Annotated in this window: 24 protein-coding genes, 1 pseudogene and 1 riboswitch; of the genes and pseudogenes, 19 read left to right on the forward strand and 6 right to left on the reverse strand. The window is 63.1% G+C overall.

Features of this window, described 5'->3' with window-relative positions:
* The first annotated feature begins 125 nt into the window (after positions 1-125).
* A complete protein-coding gene (locus L610_RS05815; RefSeq protein WP_024849103.1) occupies positions 126-542 on the forward strand; it encodes a tellurite resistance TerB family protein in 417 nt (138 codons plus the stop codon).
* Here the strand turns inward: L610_RS05815 and L610_RS05820 are convergent.
* Positions 536-1,393: a transporter substrate-binding domain-containing protein gene (locus L610_RS05820; RefSeq protein ID WP_144703344.1), complete on the reverse strand. Its 858-nt coding sequence runs from the start codon at positions 1,391-1,393 to the stop codon at positions 536-538. The genes L610_RS05815 and L610_RS05820 overlap by 7 nt on opposite strands.
* Before the next feature lie 287 nt (positions 1,394-1,680).
* On the opposite strand from L610_RS05820, the gene L610_RS05825 reads away from it, so the two are divergent.
* The 3 genes from L610_RS05825 (at position 1,681) to phoU (ending at position 5,686) form a co-directional block, all read left to right on the forward strand.
* Positions 1,681-3,741, forward strand: a complete 2,061-nt coding sequence (locus L610_RS05825; protein ID WP_024849101.1) for a glycosyltransferase family 2 protein — start codon at positions 1,681-1,683, stop codon at positions 3,739-3,741.
* A 96-nt stretch (positions 3,742-3,837) separates the two neighbouring features.
* Positions 3,838-4,893, forward strand: a complete 1,056-nt coding sequence (locus L610_RS05830; RefSeq protein ID WP_245263760.1) for an ATP-binding protein — start codon at positions 3,838-3,840, stop codon at positions 4,891-4,893.
* A 70-nt stretch (positions 4,894-4,963) separates the two neighbouring features.
* Positions 4,964-5,686, forward strand: coding sequence for a phosphate signaling complex protein PhoU (gene phoU / locus L610_RS05835; protein WP_144703347.1), 723 nt, complete (start codon positions 4,964-4,966; stop codon positions 5,684-5,686).
* Positions 5,687-5,776: 90 nt separating this feature from the next.
* On the opposite strand, the gene L610_RS05840 is transcribed toward phoU, so the two are convergent.
* Positions 5,777-6,286: a GcrA family cell cycle regulator gene (locus L610_RS05840; protein ID WP_144703350.1), complete on the reverse strand. Its 510-nt coding sequence runs from the start codon at positions 6,284-6,286 to the stop codon at positions 5,777-5,779.
* 360 nt (positions 6,287-6,646) lie between these two features.
* Here L610_RS05840 and L610_RS05845 point away from each other — a divergent pair, with 360 nt between their 5' ends.
* The 5 genes from L610_RS05845 (at position 6,647) to L610_RS05860 (ending at position 10,851) form a co-directional block, all read left to right on the forward strand.
* Positions 6,647-7,840: an aspartate aminotransferase family protein gene (locus L610_RS05845; protein WP_144703353.1), complete on the forward strand. Its 1,194-nt coding sequence runs from the start codon at positions 6,647-6,649 to the stop codon at positions 7,838-7,840.
* Positions 7,840-8,757, forward strand: a complete 918-nt coding sequence (gene argF, locus L610_RS05850) for an ornithine carbamoyltransferase (RefSeq protein WP_024849096.1) — start codon at positions 7,840-7,842, stop codon at positions 8,755-8,757. The genes L610_RS05845 and argF overlap by 1 nt, the downstream gene beginning before the upstream one ends.
* 189 nt (positions 8,758-8,946) lie before the next feature.
* Entirely contained in the window at positions 8,947-9,936 is a 990-nt protein-coding gene (locus tag L610_RS05855; RefSeq protein ID WP_024849095.1) for an Hsp33 family molecular chaperone, read from the forward strand.
* Between the two features lie 163 nt (positions 9,937-10,099).
* The gene (locus tag L610_RS20155) at positions 10,100-10,267 is read left to right on the forward strand and encodes a hypothetical protein (protein WP_156941767.1); all 168 of its coding nucleotides are present in this window, start codon (positions 10,100-10,102) and stop codon (positions 10,265-10,267) included.
* A 314-nt stretch (positions 10,268-10,581) separates the two neighbouring features.
* The gene (locus tag L610_RS05860) at positions 10,582-10,851 is read left to right on the forward strand and encodes a hypothetical protein (protein WP_024849094.1); all 270 of its coding nucleotides are present in this window, start codon (positions 10,582-10,584) and stop codon (positions 10,849-10,851) included.
* Between the two features lie 725 nt (positions 10,852-11,576).
* Here the strand turns inward: L610_RS05860 and apaG are convergent.
* Both apaG and L610_RS05870 read right to left on the reverse strand, forming a co-directional pair.
* On the reverse strand, positions 11,577-11,969 hold the full coding sequence (apaG, locus tag L610_RS05865) for a Co2+/Mg2+ efflux protein ApaG (protein ID WP_024849093.1): 393 nt from the start codon (positions 11,967-11,969) through the stop codon (positions 11,577-11,579).
* Between the two features lie 44 nt (positions 11,970-12,013).
* The gene (locus L610_RS05870) at positions 12,014-13,198 is read right to left on the reverse strand and encodes an O-succinylhomoserine sulfhydrylase (RefSeq protein ID WP_024849092.1); all 1,185 of its coding nucleotides are present in this window, start codon (positions 13,196-13,198) and stop codon (positions 12,014-12,016) included.
* A 43-nt stretch (positions 13,199-13,241) separates the two neighbouring features.
* A riboswitch (SAM riboswitch) is annotated at positions 13,242-13,319 on the reverse strand.
* 76 nt (positions 13,320-13,395) lie between these two features.
* Between L610_RS05870 and L610_RS05875 the strand changes: the two are divergent.
* The 9 genes and pseudogenes from L610_RS05875 to greA form a co-directional block, all read left to right on the forward strand.
* A pseudogene (locus L610_RS05875) lies at positions 13,396-13,917 on the forward strand (2'-deoxycytidine 5'-triphosphate deaminase domain-containing protein); the annotation flags it as partial.
* Between the two features lie 364 nt (positions 13,918-14,281).
* Positions 14,282-15,307: an ABC transporter substrate-binding protein gene (locus L610_RS05880; RefSeq protein ID WP_144703356.1), complete on the forward strand. Its 1,026-nt coding sequence runs from the start codon at positions 14,282-14,284 to the stop codon at positions 15,305-15,307.
* A gap of 60 nt (positions 15,308-15,367) precedes the next feature.
* Positions 15,368-16,135, forward strand: a complete 768-nt coding sequence (locus tag L610_RS05885; protein WP_144703358.1) for an ABC transporter ATP-binding protein — start codon at positions 15,368-15,370, stop codon at positions 16,133-16,135.
* On the forward strand, positions 16,092-16,925 hold the full coding sequence (locus L610_RS05890; protein WP_144703361.1) for an ABC transporter permease: 834 nt from the start codon (positions 16,092-16,094) through the stop codon (positions 16,923-16,925). The genes L610_RS05885 and L610_RS05890 overlap by 44 nt, the downstream gene beginning before the upstream one ends.
* A gap of 340 nt (positions 16,926-17,265) precedes the next feature.
* Complete coding sequence (locus L610_RS05895; protein ID WP_024848346.1) at positions 17,266-17,487, forward strand: hypothetical protein; 222 nt, start codon at positions 17,266-17,268, stop codon at positions 17,485-17,487.
* An 83-nt stretch (positions 17,488-17,570) separates the two neighbouring features.
* Positions 17,571-18,896: a 50S ribosomal protein L11 methyltransferase gene (locus tag L610_RS05900; RefSeq protein ID WP_246658931.1), complete on the forward strand. Its 1,326-nt coding sequence runs from the start codon at positions 17,571-17,573 to the stop codon at positions 18,894-18,896.
* 10 nt (positions 18,897-18,906) lie between these two features.
* Complete coding sequence (locus L610_RS05905) at positions 18,907-19,713, forward strand: hypothetical protein (RefSeq protein WP_144703367.1); 807 nt, start codon at positions 18,907-18,909, stop codon at positions 19,711-19,713.
* Positions 19,710-21,383 carry a sulfatase-like hydrolase/transferase gene (locus L610_RS05910; RefSeq protein ID WP_144703370.1) on the forward strand — a complete coding sequence of 558 codons (1,674 nt, stop codon included), beginning with the start codon at positions 19,710-19,712 and terminating at the stop codon, positions 21,381-21,383. The genes L610_RS05905 and L610_RS05910 overlap by 4 nt, the downstream gene beginning before the upstream one ends.
* Before the next feature lie 87 nt (positions 21,384-21,470).
* Entirely contained in the window at positions 21,471-21,953 is a 483-nt protein-coding gene (gene greA, locus L610_RS05915) for a transcription elongation factor GreA (protein WP_144703373.1), read from the forward strand.
* A gap of 308 nt (positions 21,954-22,261) precedes the next feature.
* On the opposite strand, the gene L610_RS05920 is transcribed toward greA, so the two are convergent.
* Positions 22,262-22,738, reverse strand: coding sequence for a MucR family transcriptional regulator (locus L610_RS05920; RefSeq protein WP_144703376.1), 477 nt, complete (start codon positions 22,736-22,738; stop codon positions 22,262-22,264).
* Positions 22,739-23,013: 275 nt separating this feature from the next.
* Between L610_RS05920 and L610_RS05925 the strand changes: the two genes are divergently transcribed.
* Entirely contained in the window at positions 23,014-23,199 is a 186-nt protein-coding gene (locus L610_RS05925) for a hypothetical protein (RefSeq protein WP_034330059.1), read from the forward strand.
* A gap of 93 nt (positions 23,200-23,292) precedes the next feature.
* Here the strand turns inward: L610_RS05925 and L610_RS05930 are convergent, their stop codons facing one another.
* Positions 23,293-24,672, reverse strand: a complete 1,380-nt coding sequence (locus L610_RS05930; protein WP_144703379.1) for an amidohydrolase family protein — start codon at positions 24,670-24,672, stop codon at positions 23,293-23,295.
* Between the last annotated feature and the right edge of the window lie 35 nt (positions 24,673-24,707).

Consider the following 24,707-nt stretch of genomic DNA (forward strand, 5'->3'; position numbering starts at 1 on the left):
GCGCGTGAACCTCTAAGGCTGCAGGTGCGGTGCGTCAATCTTTGCGCCGCTTTTTCGTTGCGGCGAACGGGCCGGCTTCCTACCTTGCGGTGCGTCACGCCTACCCTTCAGGACAGGAGCAGTTCATGGCTAAGCCGACCCCGCAGGAAGCGCTGGTCTACATCATGGTCATCGTGTCGGCATCCGACCGAGTAATGCGCGACGAGGAGCTTTCGCGTATCGGCGCGATCATTCGCACGCTGCCGGCCTTCGCGGGCTTCCCGCAGGCGAAGACGCTCGAGGTGGCGCAGGACTGCCAGAAGCTGCTGAGCAAACCGTCGGGCTTCGAGAGCGTGCTAGCAATGGTCAAGGACGTCCTGTCGCCGGAGATGCGTGAGACCGCCTATGCGCTGGCGGTCGATGTCGCCGCAGCCGACCATGCCTTCGAGCTGGAGGAGGTCCGCATCCTCGACATCCTGCGTCAGCATCTTGAGGTCGATCATGCGGCGGTCGAGGCGATCGACAAGGCGGCGAGCATCCGCCACCGCACCTTCGCTCAGTAGAAGCTGACCGGGAAATATTTGAGATAGAGCTCGGCGAAGGTGCCCTTCGCGGCGATCTCGCGCAGGGCGTGATCGAACGCCTGCACCAGCAGTTCGTTCTCCGGCCGGACGGCAATCGCGAGCCCTGCCCCCAGGAACTCCGGCGCGAGATAGGSCCCGCSGGCGAAGCGGCAGCAGCCGCCGGCACCGGATCCCGCAAGCCAGAACGACAGGCGCATGCCATCTCCGAAGACGCCGTCGATCGTTCCCTTGCGCAGAGCTTCCATCATCCATTCCGGGCGGGCAAAGGTCACCGGCCGTGCGGCAGGAAAATAGCTGCGCAGCATCGCCTCATGCGCAGACGAAGCCAGCACGCCGATGCGCTTGTTGGCGACGCCTCGATAAAGCGGCTCGGCAAGCGGCTTGCCTTCCGGCACCACGAAGCGCGCGGGAAAACGCAGGTGCGGGCGGGTGAAGATGTAGCGCTGGCGCGTTTCAGCATTGATCGGCGTACCCGCAATCAGCGCCTCGCCCTCGCCCTTCTCGAGCGCCGTGTCCAGCTCTTCCCACGGCAATGCCTGGATCTGGCAGCGCGGCAGGATGTCGAGTTCGCGGCAGATGGCGCGGGCGAGCTCGACATGGAAGCCGGTCAGACGGTTCTGGCCATCGAGATAGCTGAAGGGCGGAAAGTCCAACGTCATGAGAAAGCGAACTCGCGCGACGCTGCTGAGGTCAGGGCGCGGCAGCCGCTCCTTCTCGTCCCAATAGTTCGGGATTGTCGGCCCCACCGCCCCCGCCGGCACACCGGCTGCGACCGCCAGCAGGCAGGCGAGCAGGATGCGCAGGACGGACCGGAAGGACTGACGGAACATGGGCAACGGTTCTCGAAACGGGCCTATATCTGCGCCTCCCCTTGAAGCAGTGTCAACCGGCGCCTCGGCACGCACAAACCAAGCAACGCTACCGCATTTCAGAGACGTTGCTGCACCAATACCAAAAATATTTGAAAATTCTAAAATACCGTGCCACGATCCCCAACAACGGGGGCGTACATGAGCAGAACATCAATCTGCCAACTCACAGGTCATGTGAAGCCGCATCCGGTCGCCGCGATGGCGACGCGCGCGAGAAGTGCGTCCTGCTGGCAGGAGGTGGCCTCATGACACGCCTCGCCACCTCCCCGGCCACGACACCACACACCCTTCTCAAGCCTCCTGCCCCGCGTCCGCTCCGGCGCACGTTTCACCCAGCGGAAGACCGGTTCGAGATCCTGCTGCCGTCGGTCCGGCAGATCCGTGAAATGCGCGTGGACGCCAAGCTGCGCGAATGGCGACCGGTACTGGCACGGATCGGGCTCGGCGCCGAGGATGCCCGCGCCATCGCCCGGCGTGCGGTTGCCAACGACACCGGCTTTGCCCGCGAGCTGCTCGCCTCCGGCAAGGTGGTGGAGGATCGCTTCTTCCGCGCCATTGCCGTGGAAGTCGGCCTCGGCTTCATCGCAAGGATCTCGCCCAAACAGATCGTCATGGACGCCGACGCGCGGCTCGATGCGCTACGGCGCAGCTTTGGTGCCCGCGTGATGATGGTGAGCGATGCGTCGGGCAATATCATTCACGTTATGGCGCGGACCGATATCGAACTCGGCACGCTGCGCAAATGGGTGAACGAGCATCCGGACCTTTCCAACCGCCTGCGCCTTGCGCCGCCTTCCGTCGTCCGTAAGGCGCTGGTCGAGCGGACCAGCCGGCGGTTGCTGTTCGACGCGGAGAACGCGCATGCGCTGCACTCGCCGCATCTGACTGCCCGCACCGTCATTACCGGCAGGCAAGGCCTCGTCATCGGCGTACTGCTGGCACTTCTCGGAACCTGCCTTGCGCTCGCTCCCGCCGTCACGATCCTGGCAATCCACGTACTCGCCGCGCTCACCTTCTTCAGCTGCATCATGCTGCGGCTGCTGGCGCTGCGCGATGCGCGGCCGATCCAGCGCCGGCACATGCAGCCGGGCGAACCGGATGAGCTGCCTGTCTATTCCGTCATCGTCGCGCTCTACCGCGAGCGGGAGATCGTGCCGCAGCTGCTGGTCGCACTCGGCAAGCTGCAGTGGCCGCGCAGCAAGCTCGAGATCAAAATCGTCTGCGAGGCGGACGACGGTGAGACACTTGCGGCGCTGCGCGCGCACCGCCTGCATCCGTGCATCGAGATCATCGAGGTCCCGCCGGGCCTGCCGCGCACCAAGCCGAAGGCGCTTGCCTATGCGCTGCCGCTCTGCAGCGGCGAGTTCGTCACGCTCTATGACGCCGAGGATCGGCCCGACCCCTACCAGTTGGCCGCCGCCTATGCGCGTTTCCGTCGCGACGGGCAAAGGCTTGCCTGCCTGCAGGCGCCGCTCGTCATCGGCAACACGAAGGCGAGCATCCTCGCAACCATGTTCGCGTTCGAATATGCGGGGCTGTTCCGGGGACTGCTGCCATTCCTGGCTCGAAGCGGGCTGCCGCTGCCGCTCGGCGGCACGTCCAACCATTTCCGCCGTTCGGTGCTCATCGAAGTCGGCGGCTGGGACGCGTTCAACGTCACCGAAGATGCGGACCTCGGCCTGCGCCTTGCCCGCTACGGCTATGAGATCGGCATCATCCGCAACCCGACGCTCGAGGATGCGCCGGAGCAGCTCCGCGAATGGCTGCCGCAGCGCATCCGCTGGTTCAAAGGGTGGATGCAGACCTGGCTCGTCCACATGCGCCATCCGGTCTTGCTCTGGCGCGAGCTTGGCTTCGCCGGTTTTCTCGCCGTGCAGATCGTTGTCTTCGGCATGATCCTGTCGGCGCTTGTACACCCGGTCTTCCTCGCCTCTGTACTCTACGTCAGCGCGTCGGTCATTGCTTCCGGCTCGATCGACACGTTCGAGGCACAGATCGTGCTGCTGGCGCTCGCGGCGCTGGTGTGCGGCTATGGCGCCTTCATCATGCTCGGCTGGCGCAGCCTCGCAGCGAGCGAACGGCCGCCGCTCTGGAAGACGATCTGCCTGACGCCGGTGCACTGGGTGCTGCTGTCGGTCGCGGGTTGGGTCGCGATCTGGGAGCTCTGGTGGCGCCCGCACCACTGGCACAAGACACCGCACCGGCGCTCAGTCAGCTACCCCGCCACGCAAGCACCGGAGAGGCGTGCTTCCCGTGCTGCCGCCATCATCCCGCCGCCCCGTGTCGCTGCCCTGCCGGCCGAATGAGCCAGCGTCCTGCGATTGTCGCACAACTGTGATACTGCTGTGCGATGAGCCGTTCCTGATGGGGAGCCGGCAACAGGCATGCAGGGAATGCGGGACATGAAGGTGCAACCTGGCGAGCGGCCAGACGAGGTGGACCTCCTGCCGGCGCGCGAACTTGCGGATGTGCTGCCCGATCCTGTTGTCCTGATCGACGCGCACGGTGCGACGCGCTACGCCAATCCGGCCGCCATCGCCTCGTTCGGAGCGCTGCGCACCGGCACGTTGCTGCAGCACCGCTTCCGTTCGCCAGAGGTGCAGAAGCTGCTGATGAGGGCGCTGAGCGACGGCTCCGAGGGGCAGATCGAATATGCCGAGCGCGTACCGGTCGAGCGCGCCTTCCTCATCTCGATCAAGCCGCTCGGCACGGCAGCGGGACTGTTCCTCGTCCACTTCAAGGACCAGAGCGAGACCCGCCGCATCGACCGCATGCGCGCCGACTTCATCGCCAACGCCAGCCACGAGCTGCGCACGCCGCTCGCCTCGATCGCCGGCTTCATCGAAACGCTGCGCGGTCCCGCCAGGGAAGACGCCAGGGCGCGCGAAAACTTCCTGCAAATCATGCAGGCGCAGACCTCGCGCATGGCGCGGCTGATCGACGATCTTCTCTCGCTCTCGCGCATCGAGATGAAGCCGCACATGCGACCGCAGCAGAAGGTGGAGCTTGGCCCGCTGATCTCGGGCGTGCTGGAGACCATGTCGCATCTGATGAGGGACTACGATGTCGAGGTCTCCTTTACGCCGCCCGCCGAGCCCCTTTCCGTTCCCGGCGACCGTGACGAGCTGATCCAGGTCTTCTCCAACCTCCTCGAAAACGCCTGCAAGTACGGACAGGAAGGCAAGCGCGTCGAGATCTCGATTAGCGAAGGGTACGGCAGCGGCCCGGAAGCCATAGTCTGCTTCCGCGACTATGGGCCGGGCATCGCCGAGGAGCACATCCCGCGTCTCACCGAGCGGTTCTACCGCGTCGACGTCGAGAAAAGCCGCGTGCGCAACGGCACCGGGCTTGGCCTTGCGATCGTCAAGCATATACTCACCCGCCACGAGGGGCGGCTGACCATCCATTCAACGGTGGGCGAAGGCTCGACCTTCTGCGTCCACCTGCCGCGCGGCTAGCCCCGTTCTTTTTCCTGTCATCCGGCTGCTCTAGCCTGATGCAAACCGCCTGAAGCAGTCTGGCTTGACCATGCAGTCATCTCACATCGTCCGCGCCTATGACCAGGAACTCGCCGAACTCGGCAACCGCATCGCCGCGATGGGAGGCCTTGCCGAGCGCATGGTCGACGAGGCGATGTCAGCCTTGGTTAATGCCGACGGCGACCTTGCGCGAAAGGTGATCGCCGACGACGCGGCGCTCGACGAAGGTCAGCGCTGGATTGACGAGCAGGCGGTCCAGATCATCGCCCGGCGCCAGCCGGTGGCGGATGACCTCCGCGAAATCCTCGGCACCATCAAGATTGCCGCCGACCTTGAGCGTGTCGGCGATCTCGGCAAGAACATCGCCAAGCGCGTCGTGGCGGTAGCGGAGATGCGCCAGCCGGKGCAGCTCTTCCGCGGGCTGGAGGCCCTGACGACGCTCGCGCTGACCCAGCTCAAGGAAGTGCTCGACGTCTATGCCTCGCGCGAGGTCAGCACGATCGGCTTCGTGCGCAACCGCGACGAGGAGATCGACGCGATGTACACGTCGCTGTTCCGCGAGCTTCTGACCTACATGATGGAAGACCCGCGCAACATCTCGCCGTGCACGCACCTGCTGTTCTGCGCCAAAAACATCGAGCGCATCGGCGACCACGCCACCAACATCGCCGAGACCGTCTATCACGTCGTTACGGGCGAGCAGCTGCCGCTCGATCGCGTCAAAGTAGACAAGAGCCACCAGATAGTCGTTCGCGCCCGCACGTCCGACTAAACGGCTGACGCAAAGTCATCCTTTTTGCTTGCCAAACAAAATAAGGGAGCCTTGCGGCTCCCCAGTCTTTCTGGACTTCAAACTTTTCGATCAGCGCACGCGGCGACGATCCGAAGCCGGCTGGTACGCCACCTTGGCGTGGKAGCCGCAGTACGGGCTGCTCTCGCCGGACTGGTTGCCGCAGAAGCTGAAGTCTTCCGACAGCGGGTCGCCATTCGGCCACTTGCAGGTCCGCTCCGTGAGTTCGATCAGCTTCAGGTTGCGGGAGATCGGCACGACGACGTCTTCGACCGGGCGCAGCACCTGGCGCGCCACCGGCTCGGCGTCGAACTGGGCGGCAAGCGCGGTTGCACCGACGGTTGCGGTGATGGTGCGTGCCGGACGCGTCTGAACCTTCACGGGAGCCGCGGCAGGGGCCACCTTCTTGGCGCGCGGCTGGGCCGGCGTCGTGCGCCCCCTGCCCGACAGCTTCAGGCGGTGTACCTTGCCGATGACTGCATTCCGGCTGACGCCCCCCAGCTGCGTAGCGATCTGGCTGGCGCTCAGACCTTCCGACCAGAGTTTCCTCAGCAGTTCAACGCGTTCGTCGGTCCAGTTCATGAGGAGAGGCTCCTGCTTCCATTTTGCGGACGGAATCGGAATCCACTCCCGTCCGGCCAAAGCCGGCGCGACACCAAATGTATCGGGGTAGTTAGATCCGCCGCACGAAATCTAGTTCTTGTGGCTCTCAAGCTACCTTATGGGCTGACTCCGTGACAAGAGTCCCCGTCGGCACCCGAATCAGTTTTTCGGGTTTTCCCCAACTTGGCGCCATCAAGAGCAAAGGCGCTAACGCAGCGGAAAGATGGTGCGACGTTTTATTTGACACACCTGGCTCAAAGGTCGATATAAGCTGCCCTTTGCCGCCCTTGGGCGGCTTTTTTTTAATGTCGGTGACCGGAACGACCGGAGTAGCTAGCAATGAGCGGATCAGCAGCGCTTTTCGAAACCTTCGCACGTGCCCCACTGGCATTCGAACGAGGTGAAGGCAGCTGGCTGATAGCCGAGAGCGGCGAGCGATACCTCGACTTCGCGGGCGGCATCGCGGTCAATTCGCTGGGCCACTCGCACCCGCATCTCGTCAAGGCGCTGACCGAGCAGGCCAGCAAGGTCTGGCACGTCTCCAACCTCTACGAAATTCCCGGCCAGGCCCGCCTCGGCGAGCGCCTTGCCGCTGCGACCTTCGCCGACAAGGTGTTCTTCACCAATTCCGGCGCCGAGGCGCTCGAGTGCGCGATCAAGACCGCGCGCCGCTACCAGTACGTGAATGGCGCTCCTGAGCGCTTCCGCATCATCACCTTCGAAGGCGCGTTCCACGGCCGCACCCTGGCGACCATCGCCGCCGGCGGCCAGAAGAAGTACCTCGAGGGCTTCGGCCCCAAGGTCGAGGGCTTCGACCAGGTACCGTTCGGCGACCTTGAGGCTGCCGAGAAGGCCATCACCGATGAGACCGCCGCGATCCTGATCGAGCCGGTCCAGGGCGAAGGCGGCATCCGCCCGATGCCGCCGCAGTTCCTCGAGAAGCTGCGCGCGCTGTGCGACAAGCACGGCCTGCTGCTCATCCTCGACGAGGTGCAGTCAGGCGTCGGCCGCACCGGCAAGCTGTTCGCCTACCAGTGGTCGTCCATCGAGCCGGACATCATGGCGATCGCCAAGGGCATCGGCGGCGGCTTCCCCGTCGGCGCCYSCCTTGCCACCAATAAGGCCGCGATGGGCATGACGGCTGGCGTGCACGGCACGACCTTCGGCGGCAACCCGCTCGCCATGGCCGTTGGCAACGCCGTGCTCGACGTCGTCCTTGAGGACGGCTTCCTGGACGCTGTGCAGCAGAAGGGCAACGCGGCGCGCCAGGCGCTCGCCTCGGTCGTCGACGAGTTCCCAACCGTGTTCGAGGAAGTGCGCGGCACAGGCCTGATGCTCGGCCTTAAGTGCAAGATGAACAACGGCGCCGTCGCCGGGGCAATGCGCGACGAGCATCTGCTGTCGGTTCCGGCTGGCGACAACGTCGTGCGCCTGCTGCCGCCGCTCACCGTCACCGAAGATGACATCCGTCAGGCAGTTGAAAGAATTCGCAAGGCGGCCGCCAAGCTCGCCGCCTCCGAGGGAGCCAAGTAATGAACAGGGACTACCGGCATTTCACCGACCTGTCGGCCGTCTCGGCCGAAGACCTGCGCCAGATCCTCGATGACGCCGCAGCACGCAAGCACCGCCTGAAGGCTGGCGAAGTCTCGAAGCCGCTCGCCGGCAAGGTGCTGGCGATGATCTTCGAAAAGCCGTCGACCCGCACGCGCGTCTCGTTCGACGTCGGCATGCGCCAGCTCGGCGGCGAAACGATCATGCTGACGGGCACCGAGATGCAGCTCGGCCGCTCGGAGACGATTGCCGATACCGCCCGCGTTCTTTCCCGCTACGTCGATGCGATCATGATCCGCACGACGGAGCACTCGCGCCTGCTGGAGCTCGCCGAGCATGCGACCGTGCCGGTCATCAACGCGCTGACCGACGACACGCATCCGTGCCAGATCATGGCTGACATCATGACCTTCGAAGAGCATCGCGGCCCCGTCCGCGACAAGCTTTTCGCCTGGACCGGCGACGGCAACAACGTGCTGCACTCGCTGATGGAGGCGTCGGCCCGCTTCGGCTTCCGCCTGAACATCGCCGTTCCGGAAGGCAGCGAGCCGTCGCAGAAATATCTCGACTGGGCGCTCGCCAATGGCGGCCGCATCCAGTTGACCCGCTCGGCCGAAGAGGCCGTCGAAGGCGCTGATTGCGTCGTCACCGACACCTGGGTGTCGATGGGCCAGGAGCACCGCGCCCGCGGCAACAACGTCTTCATGCCTTATCAGGTGAACGCCAAGCTGATGGAGCGCGCCAAGCCAGACGCGCTGTTCATGCACTGCCTGCCTGCCCATCGCGGTGAGGAGGTCACCGACGAGGTGATCGACGGCCCGCACTCGGTCGTGTTCGACGAAGCCGAGAACCGGCTGCACGCCCAGAAGGCGGTCATCGCCTGGTGCTTCCGCGCTTGATCCGGAAGGTGAGCCTTCCTATCTGAGGGGCTCACCAGGATCTTGAGCGCCTGATCGGTGTGCGACATCACCCCGATGCGCAAGGTCAATGCGTGCCGGCCCTCTTGCAAAGGGCCGCATCTCAACGCAAAACCCGACAAACGACCCCGCGCCAACCAGCGACGCAGGCATAACTGACAGGATACTCCAGTGGCTGAGACCCAAAGACATCTCGGCGAATTCGGATTCGCCGGCGACGATCATGTTGTTCCGTTCGCGGTGGAAGCGCTCGACATACGCGGGCGCGCGGTTCAGCTCGGCCCGTTGCTGGACTCGATCCTGTCGCGCCATGACTATCCCGAGCCGGTCGCCCGCCTCCTCGCCGAGGCGATGGCGCTCACCGTGCTGCTCGGCACGTCGCTGAAATTCCAGGGCAAGTTCATCGTGCAGACCCGGTCCGACGGCCCGGTCAGCATGCTGGTCGCCGACTTCACGACGCCGCATGCGCTGCGCGCCTATGCGAGCTACGACGAGGCGCAGGTTGCCGAAGCCATTGCCGCCGGCAAGACCTCAACCGAGGACCTCCTTGGCAAGGGCGTGCTTGCGCTGACCGTCGACCAGGGCGCGCACATGCAGCGCTACCAGGGCATCGTCCCCCTCGATCAGACCTCGCTCGAGGAAGCCGCGCGCATCTACTTCCGCCAGTCGGAGCAGATCCCGACCGACGTGCGCCTTGCGGTCGCGCGGCAGATGGTCCGCGGCGAAGGCGGCGGCACCCGCTGGCGCGCAGGCGGCCTGCTGACGCAGTTCCTGCCGGCAGCCCCGGAGCGCGCCCGCCTGCCCGACCTGCACGGCGGCGATGGCGACAATGGCGACAACGGCCAGACCGCCGATGACGCGTGGAACGAGACGCGGATGCTGATGTCGACCATCGAGGCCGACGAGCTGATCGATCCGACCGTCGGCGCCGAGCGCCTGCTCTTCCGTCTTTTCCACGAGCACGGCGTGCGCGTGTTCGAGGGCACGACCGTTCGCGACCAGTGCTCCTGCTCGCGCGATCGCATCCAGGGCATCCTCTCCGGCTTTACCGCCGAGGAGATCAAGGAGAGCACCGAAGACGGGAAGATCAAGGTCACCTGCGAGTTCTGCTCGGTGAGCTACGACTTCGACCCGTCCGAGTTTGCTCCGGCGGATCAATAAAAGTTACTCCTGCCGCATACAATTTACGTATGCGGCAGATCATTCGGTCTGGTCATCGTCCCAACCGGATGGTTAATATTCGAGTAAGCCTTCGTGAACCGGATGGGGCCATGTTTGGCATGGGCAACCGGGCGGTGCGGGCCAGCACGAAACCGGACAGACGATGACGCTGAAGATACTCCTCATAGTTCTTGGTGCCGCAGCCTTCGGCTGGGGCTTCTCGGAGCTGGTCGAACATTCCGATCAAATGGGAATACGCGACGCGCAGCGCGCAAGCCTGGCGTGCCAGGACTGGATGGGAGGCTCCTGCGAGCGCACCTTCCAGCGCTAGCAAGCGTCGGCAGAGAAAGAAGAGCCCGGCAGTTGATGCCGGGCTTTTTTGTCTTCGGCGTCAGGGTCGTGAGGACTGAACCTCCCGCGTCCATTACCTTCTCTCCGAATCTTCCCGAGGACGCACATCGCCGTCCCGCGCGCCAGATCCGCCAGGCCGTACCGTCAGGGTTCAGCAGCGCTCCCCTGCTCCGCCCGGCACCTTGCCGGGTGTCCGATCCCGCAGAAGCCCCCGCAAATCCCCGCGTGTATTGAATAGTTAACTGCTGCCGTGCAGAGTCCTGCTCCGAGCAAGGGCTAGCAGGCGATTTACGGATGGCCGAGAATTTCCCAACCCGCGCCGAGATGCGCGAAGAAATCGCCGAGGCGGTCTGCGAGATCGCGATCTGCCTCGCGCAGTCGATCCACCGTCTGGACCCGCAGGCGCACCGCCAGATGAACTTCGAAGCGGGCAAGGCCTACAACCGGCTGATCGGCGAACGCCGCGAACTGGCCGCCGACATCCTCTACCGCTTCGGCCGCTCGCTCATGGACCGCAAGCTGTTCCCCGAGCCGGAACCGGACGACCTGCAGGAAGAAGCGTAGACCCGCTCGGCAGCGCATCATCGCCAGCGCCCCGCGAGCGCAAACGTTCCGGCATGGATCGTCGGGTCAAGCCCGACGATGACGATAGGAAAGGCGGGACGGAAAAACCTCCACCGGCCGCGCATCCATCACCGCTTTTGCCGACGGGACGTGGATAGCGCCGGCACCCACGTCTCACCTTCGTCATCGTCGGGCTTGACCCGACGATCCATGCCTGAACGTTAAACGGTGCAGGGGGCATACCCACGGGCTCTTCGCGAGGATCCTCCCCCATAAATGGGGGAGGATCCGGGGCGTGCGATTTGATATGGCTTGGGAAGCCAACGATCAGAAATCCTAACCGATGCAGCCCTGCACACGGCGGTCTGGTTTGGTTTGCCCCTATCCCGGGCTAAGGTTCAGTATCAGTCTCGGACGCCGGCAGTGCACCCATTGCCGCTTCTGCCAGCAGGACGTGGATAGAACCAGCGCCCATGTCCCAGCTTCGTCATCGTCGGGCTTGACCCGACGATCCATGCCTGAACGCTAAAGGGCGCACACGGCGTACCCACGGGCTCTGCGCGAGGATCCTCCCCCATTTATGGGGGAGGTGGCGCGAAGCGCCGGAGGGGGCGTCGTGGAGAGCCGGCGGTGACGCGCATTCGCGAGCGGAACCAGCAAAATCAGGCACGAGTGCGAGGCCGTAAAGACAGCCCCGGTTCCTGCGGCGCGCCCCAGCACGCCCCTCAGTTCAGCGACCGCGCCGCATCCGGCAGGTCGAGCGAAAAGGCCGGGATGTCGACCTCAAAGCGTTCGCCGCTCTCGGTCTCCATCGTGTAGGTGCCGAGCATGATGCCGGAGGGCGTGCGCAGAGGGCAGCCGGAAGTGTACTGATAGCTGTCGCCGGGATTGAGTTCCGGCTGTTCGCCCACGACGCCCTCCCCGCGCACTTCCTCGACGCGGCCGAGGCCGTCGGTGATGCGCCAATAGCGTTCGAGCAGCTGAACGCGCATCGGCGAGTTGTTGACGATCGTCACCCGATAGCCCCAGACGAAATGGCTTTCGTCCGGGTCCGAACGGTCGGGCAGGAAGAACGGCTCGACCTCAACCTCGATGTCGCGCGTCGTGCACCGGTACATCTGCTGCCTGTCCCTAACGCTGCTGGCGCATGACGTTATCTGGGTCAGCCCAGCGCGCGGTCGATATCCGCGATCAGGTCGTCGGTATCCTCGAGACCCACGGACAGCCGCATTGTGCCACCGTAGATGCCGATTGCAACGCGGGCCTCCTCGCCGAGGTTCTTGTGCGTCGTGGTCGACGGGTGGGTGATCAGGCTCTTGGCGTCGCCGAGATTGTTGGAGATCTTGATGATCTCCAGCGCGTCGGCAAACTTGAACGCGCCGTCCTTGCCACCCTTGACGTCGAAGCAGATCAGCGTCGAGCCGCCCTTCATCTGGCGGGCAATGAGATCGGCCTGCGGGTGATCCTTGCGGCCCGGATAGATGACGCGCTCGATCTTCGGATGGCTGGCGAGGAAGTCAGCGATCTTCAGGGCGCTTTCCGACTGCTGACGCACGCGCAGCGGCAGGGTCTCCAGGCCCTTCAGCAGCGTCCAGGCGTTGAACGGCGACAGCGACGGGCCGGTGTGGCGGAAATAGTCGTGAAGGTTCTCGTCGATCCACTGCTTGTCGGAGAGCACGACGCCGCCGAGGCAGCGGCCCTGGCCGTCAATGTGCTTGGTGGCCGAGTAGACGACGACATGCGCGCCGAGTTCGAGCGGCTTCTGATGCAGCGGGGTGGCGAAGACGTTGTCGACGACGACGCGCGCGCCGATGCTGTTGGCGATCTTCGCCACGGCAGCGATGTCGATGACCTCGAGCGTCGGGTTAGTCGGGCTCTCGAAGAAGAACAGCTTGGTGTTCGGGCGAACCGCCTGCTCCCACTCGTCGATCTTCGTGCCGTCGACCAAAGTCGTTTCGATGCCGTACTTCGGCATCAGCTTCTCGACGATCCAGCGGCAGGAGCCGAACAGTGCGCGGGCGGCAACGACGTGGTCGCCAGCCTTGACGCTGCAAAGCAGCGCGGCGGCAACCGCGGCCATGCCCGACGCCATTGCGCGCGCATCCTCTGCGCCCTCAAGCGCGCACATGCGCTTTTCGAACATGTCGACGGTCGGGTTCGCGTAGCGCGAGTAGATGAAGCCAGGCTCTTCGTCCTTGAAGCGTCGCTCCGCGGCGCCGGCGGTCTCGTAGACGAAACCCTGGGTGAGGAACAGCGCTTCCGACGTCTCGCCATACGGCGTGCGGACGGTGCCGCCATGCACGAGTGTGGTTGCCGGCTTCCAGTTGCGCTTCGCTTCGTTGGTCATCTTACACCTGAATACAAAAAAACCGGCCGCGAAGTCGCATGCCGGTTCCTCCATAGCGGTCCCTTTAGCGACTTATTTAACGTGGCTGCAAGCCGACCGGCAAATCACCACGGGATAAAGGGTCCTTTATCCCTCGACAGAGCTTGCGTCAATTGCCGAGGTCGTTAAACCTCGCCGGTCAAACATGAGGTACCGCCGTGCGTATTACGGGAATCCTGCCGGATCGCGACATTGCTGCACTCTTTGACGCAGGTGCGTTGTCTTCGTCGCGCGCGCTCGATCCTGACCAGATCCAGCCCGCGAGCCTCGACCTCAGGCTCGGCACCAAGGCCTACCGCGTACGCGCCTCCTTCCTGCCCGGCCCCAACAGCAGCGTCATCGAAAAACTCGACCGGCTGAAGCTGCACGAGATCGATCTGACCGAAGCCGGCACGGTGCTGGAAACGGGCTGCGTCTACATCGTGCCGCTTGCCGAGACGCTGGCGCTACCCGACGACATTTCGGCCTCCGCCAACCCGAAGAGCTCGACCGGCCGCCTCGACATCTTCACCCGCGTCATGGCGGACCATGCGCAGGAGTTCGACAAAATCCCGGCAGGCTACCGCGGCCAGCTGTTCCTGGAAGTCAGCCCGCGCACCTTCCCGATCATCGTGCGCCCCGGCTCGCGCCTGTCGCAGATCCGCTTCCGCAAGGGGCATTCGACGCTGAACGAAAGCGAGCTNTAGCGCTGCTCATGGGGTGCTTACGGAAGTTGTCCCCCGCTTCGCTGAGGAGTGGAGCTTGCGTATGCAAAGCAGATTATTTCGCCTTCTGCCGGGTAGGGGGCAAACATTCAACACTCCCAAACCCAGAAAAGTGTGCCCGTCGAGCAGTTGCTGCGGCTGGGGCACGGGCTTGAAACAGTCGCCCCGCGGGCCTTTACCTTGCGTAAACTGTTGCAAAACCCACAGCTTTCTCGCTGCACAAGGGAAAAAATTGCGCACGGGTGCGACGAAAGCGCCGTGATATGCACGCAACATTCGTGCTAGGACGCGCCGATCCCCGCAATGAGCAGTTCAAAACTCTTGGGAAGGAGACGACCTGATGACTTTCTCGCTTAACCGCCGCCAGACCCTGATGGGCCTTACCGCTGCGTCCGCCCTGGCCGGTTTCGGCCTTCCCGCGCGCGCCAGCACCAAGGTCAATGTCGGCGTCATCCGCCTTGCCAGCCACGCGCCGAGCTTCATTGCCTACGAGCGCGGCTACTACAAGGAAGCCGGTCTTGACGTCGAACTGAAGTTCTTCGAGGCCGCTCAGCCGATGGCGGTGGCGATCGCATCGGGCGATGCCGACTATGGCGTAACCGCCATGAGCGGCGGCCTGATCAGCCTTGCCGAGAAGGAAGCAGTGAAGGTCATCGGCGGCGCGCTCGCCGAGGAGAAGGGCACGGTCGGCGCGATCATCCTCGCCTCGAACAAGGCCTTCGACGCCGGCCTGACGGAGCCGTCCAAGCTCGGCGGCCACACCTTCGGCATCACGACGGCGGGTTCCTCCTTCCACTTCATGGCCTACAAGATCGCCAAGGCCAACAACATCCCGATGTCGGAGATCTCGCTGCGCCCGCTGCAGAAGCTCGGCGCGGTCGTCGGCGCGCTGTCGACCAGCCAGATCGACGCCTGGGCGATCCAGGCCTCCGTCGCCAAGAAGATGCTCGCCGAAAACGCTGCCAAGCAGATCGGCCTCGTCTCCGACTACGCGCCGGACTACCAGGTGACGACCGTGTTCACCTCGACGGCCAACGCCGCCAATGAGCGCGAGAAGACGCAGGCTTTCCTGAAGGCCTATTCGCGCGCCGTGGACGACTACAACGCCGCCTTCGTCGACAAGACCGCGAGCGCGGAAGAGGTCGATGAGGTCGCGAAGATCTGCCACAAATATGTGGAGTCCGACTCCCCGTTCGAGCAGGCGAAGTACAACCTCGTCGAGGGCTCAATGCGCATCAACAAGAACCTCGCGCTGTCGCTCAACTCGGTGACCGAGCAGCTCGAGTGGTTCAAGGCGGAAGGCATGGTCAAGGCGAACATCACGCCGGAGATGCTGTTCGACACCTCCTACGTCGACGTCATCTAAAGCCTTTCTCGCATCAACCGGGAACCGGAGGCCCGTCCCGGGCCTCCGCTGGAGACCTGCATGGATTTGCGGATCGAAAACGTCAGCCACACTTACGGCAAGTTCGAAGTGTTGCACGACATCACGCTGAACATTCCCCAGAGCCAGATCGTCTGCGTGATCGGGCCGTCCGGCTGCGGAAAGTCGACGCTGCTGCGTTTCCTCGGCGGCCTCGAGCAGCCGGAGAAGGGGGCGGTGCTGCAGGTGGGCAACCCGCCGGCCGACTCGCTCAATCCGCTGACCTACGTGTTCCAGCACTTTGCGCTGCTGCCCTGGCGCACGGTCGAAGGCAACATTTCGCTTCCCCTCGAAGAGCACACGCTGTCAGCCGCCGAGCGCGAGGCGATCATTTCCGACGTTCTCGCGCGCACGCGCCTCACCGACTTCCGCAAGGCGCTGCCCAAGCAGCTTTCGGGCGGCATGAAGCAGCGCGTGGCAATCGCGCGCGCGCTTGCCGTGCGCCCCGCGGTGCTCCTCATGGACGAGCCGCTGTCGGCGCTCGACAGCCAGACGCGGGAGCTCCTTATGGACGACCTCGTCCAGCTGTGGGAGCGCCAGCCATTCACGGCCGTCTACGTCACCCACAATCTTGCCGAGGCTGTGCGCCTTGGCCACCGCATCGTCGTGCTGTCGCGCCGGCCGGGACGCATCCGGGAGATCGTCGAGATCGACACGCCGCTTTCCCAGCGCGACATCACCAATCCGGAACTTGCCGCCAAGCAGAAGGTGCTGTGGGACCTGATGCATGAGGAGGCAGCCGCCGCCGACCAGGAGCTGCAGGATGTCTGACGCTGTCGTTCGCCCCGTCGCCTTCCGCGGCCGCGGCTTCGCGCCAAGGCACATTCGCGGCATCGGCGTCATCGTTTTCGTGGTGCTGATCGCGCTCGCCGAAATCGGCACCCGGACCGGCGTCATTTCGGCGCTGACGCTGCCGCGCCCGTCGGCCGTGCTCGACACCTTCGTCCAGCTCTACACGACGGGGCTGCTCTGGAAGCACCTCATTCCCTCGCTGCAACGCCTGTTCGTCGGTGCCGCCATCGGCATTGCCGTCGGCGTTTCACTCGGCGTGATGATCGGCCTGTTCAGCTATGTGCGCGCGGGCCTTGTGCCGCTGGTCGCGGCGCTGTTTCCGATCCCGAAGATCGCGCTTTTGCCGCTGTTCGTGATCTGGTTCGGCATCGATGAAGCCTCGAAATACGCGCTGATCGCGTTTGGCACCTTCACGCCGACGGTGGTGGCGACCTATGGCGCGGTGGACAATGTCGACCGCAGCCTGATCCGCATGGGCCAGAGCTTTGGCCTGTCCTGGTGGTCGATCGTGCGCAAGATCGTCATGCCGGGTGCGTTCCCGGCGATCCTTTCGGGCCTGCGCGTGTCGATCTCGATCGCCATCATCCTGCTCGTCGCGGCCGAAATGCTGGGCGCCGAATTCGGCGTTGGCTCCTACATCCTCGAGGCTGGCTCGCTCTATGACCTTGAGCGGCTGTTTGCGGGCGTGACGATCCTGTCGATCATGGGCCTCATCACCAACTGGATCATTGGGCTGATCGAAAAGCACTTCCTCAGCTGGAGAGGGTGAGGCGAAAAGCCAGCCAGATACGCCGGAATTTTGAGAGCCGGGGTCAGCGAAAACTGGCCCCGGCTCTTGCTTTTCAGGCTCATCCTTTTGGAGGAAGGCGCACCGCTAAGTGCATACTGTTACACAGCGTTTCCCTTTCCTAAGGTCAGATTGTTGCAGCTTGCCACATTATTTGAATGGCAAGCCAGTCCAGAAATTGCCGGCTAACAATATTATGGCCTTGTTTGGCATGAATAACTGCCATGTACTTTGCATCCTAGCGAGTGTGCGGCGAAACGTACTTCAGCAATACAGGGTGTGACCTAATCCAGTGTTAAAATAGACACGAGAGAACGGCACCGTGCGCAAAGCGATTACTAGTCTACTTCTCATGATTATCTGCAGCCTGACATTGATGCGTCCGGCATTTGCTTATCTTGACCCGGGCACGGCAAGCATGTTGCTGCAGGGAATTATTGGCGGCATCGCCGCGGCAGGTGCGGTCATCTCGCTCAATTACCAGCGTTTCAAGTATGCTGTCCTTTCCATGTTTCGCAAGAAAGATGGCGAGGAAAAGAAATAGTGCTTGAGACGGGTAGAAATCTTGGATCCTTTCGAGATCCGTCGGGAAGTGTTTATACTCTTGGTTCACGTATCTTTCGCACGGTGAATGAAGTCGCGCGCGAAGCTTATGAAAAAGTGCGCGACTCCGGAGTAATAGAAGAATTTACAGCACAGGGCCGCATCGTCGGCAGCCGCGAGGTGCCGCGCAGCGAATGGCCGTTCGAATTTCCAGGCGCGGCATACCTGATCGAGCACGACCGCGTGCCGTTCATCTCATACCCCTATGAGTGGTCGTTCTCGGAGCTGAAGGCCGCGGCGCTGCATCATCTCGACCTGCAGATCGACCTCTTGAAGCGCGACGTCGTCCTCTCGGACGCGACCGCCTACAACGTCCAGTTCGTCGGTCCCGACCCGGTCTTCATCGACCTTCTGTCGCTCAGGCCCTATCGCGAGGGCGAGTTCTGGCAGGGCCACCGCCAGTTCTGCGAGCAGTTCTTGAACCCGCTCATCCTGCGCTCGGTGCTGGGCGTGCCGCACAATGCCTGGTTCCGCGGGAGCCTAGAAGGCATACCGACGCTGCATCTCGCCAACATGCTGCCGCTTCGCAAGCGCCTGTCCTGGAACATGCTGAGCCAGGTTGTGATGCCGGCCAAGCTCGAGCAGCGCGCGCTCAACGCCCCCGACGAGTCGATCGAGAAGGCAAAGTCCAACACGCGCCTGTCGCGCACCGCCTATAACGGCTTCCTCGTGCAGCTGCGCAACTGGATCGCCCGCATGGAGCCGGCAGACACCGGCAAGACCGTGTGGGGCGAATACGCCCACACCCACACCTATACCGACGAAGAAGCGCGCGCCAAGAAGGCCGCGATCCAGCAGTTCGCCGCCGCGGTGAAGCCCGCGCGGCTGATCGACCTTGGCTGCAACACCGGCGACTATTCGGTGGCGGCGCTGGAAGGCGGCGCGCAGTCGGTGATCGGCTTCGACTTCGACCAGCGCGCGGTTGACCTCGCCTATTCGCGCGCCCGCGAACAGAAGCTCAACTACCTGCCGCTGTGGCTGGACGCCGCCAATCCGAGCCCCGACCAGGGCTGGAAGCAGGGCGAGCGCTCCGGCTTTGCCAGCCGTGCGAAGGCCGATGCGCTGATCGCGCTTGCCTTCGAGCATCACCTTGCGATCGGCCGCAACGTGCCGCTCGACGACGTGGTCGACTGGCTGGTCGGAATCGCCCCCGTCGGCATCATCGAGTTCGTGCCCAAGAACGACAGCACGGTGCAGAAGATGCTGGCGCTGCGCGAGGACATTTTCCCGGACTACACCGAGGAAGTCTTCGAGGCGGCACTTTCGCGGCGGGCGGCGATCGTTGGGAAGAAGGTGATCTCGGCATCTGGCCGCACCCTGTTCCAGTATGACCGGACCGACAGGCGCTGAGGGGCTGACCATGGACGAGAAGAAGAGCAGCGTCCGGCCATTCCGGGTCGAGGCGCTGCATACGCTTGCGCTGTTTGCACTGGCAATCGCGCAGCCGGTGTTCAGTACGATCGGCGAGGCACCGGAATTTCTGGTGGCGCATAACGCAACGCCGCTGGTGATCGTCGCCTTCGCGGTGGGCCTGGCGCTCATCGCGCCGCTGGCGATCATCGCGGTTGAGTGGCTGGTGAGCAGGATCTACCGGCCGGCCGGCAAGGTCCTGCACGGTCTCGTAGTCCTTGTACTGCTTGGCATCATTGCTCAGCAGGTGCTCGACCGCTTCCTCGACCTCGACGTGAAGCTTGTCCTCGGCCTTTCTTTGGTCCTCGCGGTGCTTGCGAGCCTCCTCTACTGGCGTTCGGCGACCGTCAGCCGGATGGTCTCCATCGCCGCCATAGGCGCGCTTCTCCTGCCGCTGAACTTCCTGTTCGTCTCGCCGGCATCGAGGCTGGTGCTCAGCAAGGGCGGCGACGTCTTCGGCGAAGTAAGCCCGCCGAAAAAGACCCCACCAATCGTCTTCATCGTCTTTGACGAGTTCAACCCAACGGTTCTGCTGGATGAGAACAAGCAGATCGACGAAGTCCGCTATCCAAATTTCGCGGCGCTCGCGAAGGACTCCTGGTGGTTCACGCGGGCGACGTCGCCTTACCATCAGACGGTCGTCGCGGTTCCGGCAATACTGACGGGGAAACGACCTGACGGCACGGGGCGTTTGCCAACCTTCACCGACCACCCCCGCAATATATTCACGATGCTGGGGGGGGAAGCTATCGCATGAACGTGCACGAGTTGATGACGTCCCTGTGTCCGAGCAGTCTCTGCGACGACGAGCGAAAGGATTTCAGTCCTCGGACGTTCGTATCAGATTTGCGGGTCGTCGTCGGTTACAGCGTCCTACCGCAGGAAATTGCGTCCGCCAAATTGCCAAGCCTTGAAGGAGGCTGGAATGGATTTGGCGCGCACCAACAACCTGAAGACTTCGAGAAGGAATTAGGTCAGAAGCTCAGGTCTACTCCGCGGACGCACTTCATCAACGAGTTCATCGCGTCAAGTGGGGGAGGAACTTCTCAGCTGGATTTCATCCACGTTCTGTTGCCACACGCACCTTATGAGTTTTTCCCGAGTGGGCGGCTATACAACTCCACGCGATATCAACTTGGTGCCGAGGGGGATGTCTGGGGGGATAACCAAGATCTGATCGACTTGGACTACCAACGGTACATGCTTCAGGTTGGCCTCCTGGACCGTAAGCTTGGAGAACTTGTAGCACAACTCAAGGAGAAAGGCGTCTATGACGACGCGCTCATTGTAATTACAGCGGATCACGGTCGTTCGTTTACCCGTAACCGGCCCTTGCGAAGGATGACCGATGAAAATGCGGAGGTCTTGCACGTTCCGCTCTTTATCAAACGCCCCGGGCAGAAGGACGGTCAGGTGAGCGAGGCGCCTGCCTCGACCCTCGATATTTTGCCGACGATCGCCGCGGAGCTTGGCATCGATTATTCGTGGAACCTCGATGGGGCTTCCTTGTTTGCAGGGGAATTGAAGGGGCGGGAGCGCGTCTCCCTGAGTGTGCGCGACGAACGCTTTGATTTCTCCTGGGACGAGGTCGTCCGGCTTCCGTTGCTAGACTGGCAGGCGAGGACCTTTACCCTTAGGAAACCGCTGGATGAGGTAACGATTAATAACCGCTACTCTAAGCTGATCGGCTCCGATTTTGACCCTCATTCATGGGAAATTGCTAGCGATGCTCCGAAGGCGCGGCTGCTGCAAAATCTCCAACCGTTGACTAACGTCGACTTGAAAATTGGGTTCTTGCCAGCTGTCATAGACAGCGAGATCGTTGGGGAGGTTTCGTCTGGAAGCTGGATACTCGCCGCCCTGAACGGCAAAGTGGCAGCAGTAGCGCAAGTCTACGAAAAGGATGAGGCGACGAAGTATGTAAGCGCCTTGCTTCCGGAGAGACTGTTCCGTGAGGGATCCAATTCTCTCGAAGTCTATTTTCTTCTCGAAGGAGAGGATGGATCCCGCCGTCTAGCGCCAATCGAGATCGAAGCATCGACGTTCGAGGTGAATGCGGACCGCACGAGCATTACCTCTTCCAGAGGTAGCGTCCATCCTATCGCAAACGAAATGCGCTTCGGTATCGTCGATATAATCCGTGCGGATGGTGGCTCGCTCCGGGTAAGCGGCTGGTCAATCGACACCAACGCCAAAAGACCCGTCGAAACGGTGGTGATCTTCTCCGACGGGAAGTTCATCTGCGCGACCAGTCCGAGGATGCCGCGACCCGACGTGGCGAAAGCCTATAAGTCACCGGAAGCGAATTCCAGCGGCTTTTCGATCGTCTGTCCAATTCATGAGGCCGACGCGGAAGGGATGAAGCTGAAGATCTACGGCATCAACGGTGAGGGGCGAGCCGCCGAACTCCATCTTCCACGAGCATAGCGGCTCACTTGTCGCGTGAAACCCCATGGAGCTTTTTCCGCCGCTTTGGTGTATTCGCCGACTTCAGTTTCGACAGGAGGCTTCGACGTGAGCGTTGCATTCGTGAAGGAAGAGAGCGCCGAGGCGGCATCGGAAACAGTGCTGCCCGCGCGGCCGATTTCCGGCAGGCCCAATCTCGTCACCGAGGCTGGGCTGAAGCTGCTGCAGGACGAGCTTGCCCGCGCGCAGCAGGCCCTGGAGGAGGCAAGCCGGATCGAGGATATCAATGAGCGCCGGCGCCAGTCGGCCGTGCCCTATCGCGACGCGCAGTATTTTGCCGAACGCGTGCGCACCGCGCAGCTGATGCCCGCGCCCGCGTCAAACGACGTGGTGGCCTTCGGGCACAAGGTGACGTTCGAGCGCGACGACGGCCGCGTGCAGACCTACCGCATCGTTGGAGAGGATGAGGCCAACCCGGCCGCAGGCACCATCTCGCACGGCTCCCCCGTGGCGATCGCCCTGATGGGCAAAAGCGTTGGCGATGTCGTTCGCGCTGGCCAGCACGAACTCGAGATCATTGCGATCGAGTAGGGAATGGATCAGGGTTGGCGCATGAACAGGCGCCAAGCCGCGTCCGCAACGGCTCGCCCGGACTATTAAGACGCTCGAAGAGGCGCAGTTCGAGGAGTTGCGCGTCAGCCGAGGGACCGCGTCGCCGGTCGCGCGCACACCCAAGCCAGGCTAACACCGGGCTTCAGACTGCCGGATGCACTCCCTCGGGCGGGTAACGCACAGCGGAGATGCGTGAAGCAAGCGCTCCCAGCCCAAGATACGCCTGGCTGCACAATAAAATCCCAGGCGGGAGATCCGCCCAGGCCTGTGTCTGCCGGCTCGCCGGATCAGGCGGCTGACTTCTTCTTGCGGCCACGCTTCGGAGCCTCGGGCTCCGGCTCTGCTTCGTCTTCACGCTTGCCCAGACCGACCTTGCGGGCGAGATCCGAACGTTGCGCCGAATAGGCTGGGGCAACCATCGGATAGTCGGCCGGCAGGCCCCACTTCTCGCGGTACTGCTGCGGCGTCATGCCATGGTGGGACATGAGGTGGCGCTTCAGCGACTTGAACTTCTTGCCGTCTTCAAGACAAACAAGGTGGTCTCTATGGATCGAGCGCTTTGGATTTACTGCCGGACGGGCGTGTTCTTCTTCAGTTGCCGCAACGGTACTTCCCAAACGCTTGAGTGAGTCGTGAACCGACTGGATCAGTTCCCCCAGATTCTGCGCGGGGACCGGATTGTTCGAGACATAGGCGGAAACAATATTAGCGGTAAGCGTAACTTCCTCAGTTCGGCTCAAGATAACGCTGTCGTTCTCTTCCATCTCATGGCCCTCATGTTCAACATCCGTCATTGGTAGTCTCGAACGTCAAGAATTGCGTATTTCTTTGTCTGTGATTGGCAGGAACATCTGCAGCAATCAGTTGTTATTTATTGTTCATTCGCGCGATCAGCAATAGCCCGTTTTGATGTAAACATAACGGATCACTGGCGCAGGGCACTGCAAGCACGCAGGTGTGAACATAACCGATTGCGTCTGGCATAAATATGTCTATAGAGCACACCAATTGGGTGATTTGGCATTTTGGGGGCCTTAATATGAGTGAAGTAGATGAGCACGATCTGCTTAAGGGACTGTCGGAACGATTGAAGGCCGAGCAGCGGGCACTTCTGCTGGCTGCGGCAAAGAATGGTGATCTACCAGCCCAGAGTACGCTGCAGCGCGTGGCACAGCTTGAGCTGAACATCGCCGCGATCGAGAATACGCTGACGGATAAGGCCTAGGTGGTCGGATAGACACCGGCCGGAGAAAGCGGGGAGGCACCCGCAATGGGCGCCTCTGCTTAGGCATCTGAGCAGCCTGCATTCTTCATCTTTCTAAATCTCCCTCTTCACCGCGACCCCGCCCTTCATGATCACCGTCAGCGTCTCGGCTGGCCGGTCGAGGAGGTGGAGGTCCTCAAGCGGGTTGCCGTCGACGAGCAGGAGGTCGGCATAGGCATCTGGCTCGATCACGCCGAGCTTGTGGGGATAGGGCTTGCGCTCGTTTGACAGCGCCAGCAGCTCGGCATTGGTCGAGGTCGCCATCTTCAGCGCCGCGGCGTTGCTGTAGAAATTGCCAAGATGCGTCAGCATCTGGCTCTGGCGCTCGGCGAGCCTTGCCGAAAACAGCATGTCCGAGCCCCAGGCTGTCCTGATGCCGCATTTTGCGATCCACTCGTAGAGCCGGCGCGTGCCGTCGAACACCCGCTGCGCGCGTTCGGCACCGACGCCTTCAGTGGCAGACGAATCCTCCATGCCCATGAAGGGCTGGGTGCTCAGCCACACTTCCTTTTCAGCCAGCAGCCGTGCCGTCTCCTCGTCGATGAGATGGCCGTGCTCGACGCAGGGCACCCCGGCCGCCACCGCCCGCTGCACCGTCTTCGGCATGTAGGCGTGGACGGTGAGGTAGGAGTTCCAGTCCCGCGCGACTTCGGCTGCGGCGCGCAGTTCCTCCTCGCTGTAGGTCAGCATGTCGAGCGGGCTGCGCGGCGACGACACGCCGCCGCCCGCCGTGATCTTCACCTGCGAGGCGCCCTGCAGGAACTGCTCGCGAATGCGCATCTTCAGGTCGCCGACGGAGTCGGCGATCGCGCCCGCGCCGAACAGTTCGCCCGAGCTCAGCCGGTGGCCATCGCGCGGGATTTCGGTCGGCAGGCGCAGGTCGCCATGGCCGCCGTCAATTGCCTGTTTGAAGGAAAAGGTCGGCCCGCCGAGGTCGCGCACGGTGGTAAAGCCGCGCAGCAGGGTGCGGTTGGCCTCGGCGGTGGCGGCGGCGAAGATGATGCCGGGATCGGCCGTCAGCAGCACCTGCAGCGGCAGCGCCGCGAAGATGGCGTGCCAGTGCGCGTCGATCAGGCCCGGCATCAGCACGCGTCCGCCCCCGTCGATCACATTGGCACCTTCGGGCGGCGGGTTGTTCGAGGTGTCGACCGCGGCGATGCGGTCGCCCTCGACCAGCACGCTCGCGCCGTCGGTAAGGTTTTCGGTCTTGCCGTCGAACAGCCGGACATTGGTGAAAAGAATTTTTGGCGGCTGGCTTTGCGCGAAGCCGGGCGCCGGCAGCGTCGTCGCCACCGCCGCCGCGCCGAGCCCGGCCAGAAACCCGCGCCGCGACTGCCGTTCGAGCCGCGCGGTGGCAATGGAGAGCGCGGGGCTGGAGCAGCCACAGCCGGAGCCATGGACGAGATGCTGGTAGGTCTGGCCGAGCCGGATCATCGCCGTTTCCGATCATCGCTGCCCGCGCCTGACGC

This window comes from Aminobacter sp. J44 (assembly GCF_007829415.1).
Taxonomy (GTDB): Bacteria; Pseudomonadota; Alphaproteobacteria; order Rhizobiales; family Rhizobiaceae; genus Aerobium.

Bases quoted from the DNA above. Each gene is read 5' to 3' on its own strand.
- L610_RS20155 (WP_156941767.1), top strand. From the start codon at position 10,100: ATGACGCTGAAGATACTCCTCATAGTTCTTGGTGCCGCAGCCTTCGGC.
- argF (WP_024849096.1), top strand. From the start codon at position 7,840: ATGAACAGGGACTACCGGCATTTCACCGACCTGTCGGCCGTCTCGGCC.
- L610_RS05885 (WP_144703358.1), top strand. From the start codon at position 15,368: ATGGATTTGCGGATCGAAAACGTCAGCCACACTTACGGCAAGTTCGAA.
- L610_RS05880 (WP_144703356.1), top strand. From the start codon at position 14,282: ATGACTTTCTCGCTTAACCGCCGCCAGACCCTGATGGGCCTTACCGCT.
- L610_RS05860 (WP_024849094.1), top strand. From the start codon at position 10,582: ATGGCCGAGAATTTCCCAACCCGCGCCGAGATGCGCGAAGAAATCGCC.
- L610_RS05815 (WP_024849103.1), top strand. From the start codon at position 126: ATGGCTAAGCCGACCCCGCAGGAAGCGCTGGTCTACATCATGGTCATC.
- L610_RS05825 (WP_024849101.1), top strand. From the start codon at position 1,681: ATGACACGCCTCGCCACCTCCCCGGCCACGACACCACACACCCTTCTC.
- L610_RS05890 (WP_144703361.1), top strand. From the start codon at position 16,092: ATGAGGAGGCAGCCGCCGCCGACCAGGAGCTGCAGGATGTCTGACGCT.
- L610_RS05920 (WP_144703376.1), bottom strand. From the start codon at position 22,738: ATGGAAGAGAACGACAGCGTTATCTTGAGCCGAACTGAGGAAGTTACG.
- L610_RS05830 (WP_245263760.1), top strand. From the start codon at position 3,838: ATGAAGGTGCAACCTGGCGAGCGGCCAGACGAGGTGGACCTCCTGCCG.
- L610_RS05910 (WP_144703370.1), top strand. From the start codon at position 19,710: ATGAACGTGCACGAGTTGATGACGTCCCTGTGTCCGAGCAGTCTCTGC.
- apaG (WP_024849093.1), bottom strand. From the start codon at position 11,969: ATGTACCGGTGCACGACGCGCGACATCGAGGTTGAGGTCGAGCCGTTC.
- L610_RS05905 (WP_144703367.1), top strand. From the start codon at position 18,907: ATGGACGAGAAGAAGAGCAGCGTCCGGCCATTCCGGGTCGAGGCGCTG.
- L610_RS05870 (WP_024849092.1), bottom strand. From the start codon at position 13,198: ATGACCAACGAAGCGAAGCGCAACTGGAAGCCGGCAACCACACTCGTG.
- L610_RS05925 (WP_034330059.1), top strand. From the start codon at position 23,014: ATGAGTGAAGTAGATGAGCACGATCTGCTTAAGGGACTGTCGGAACGA.
- L610_RS05930 (WP_144703379.1), bottom strand. From the start codon at position 24,672: ATGATCCGGCTCGGCCAGACCTACCAGCATCTCGTCCATGGCTCCGGC.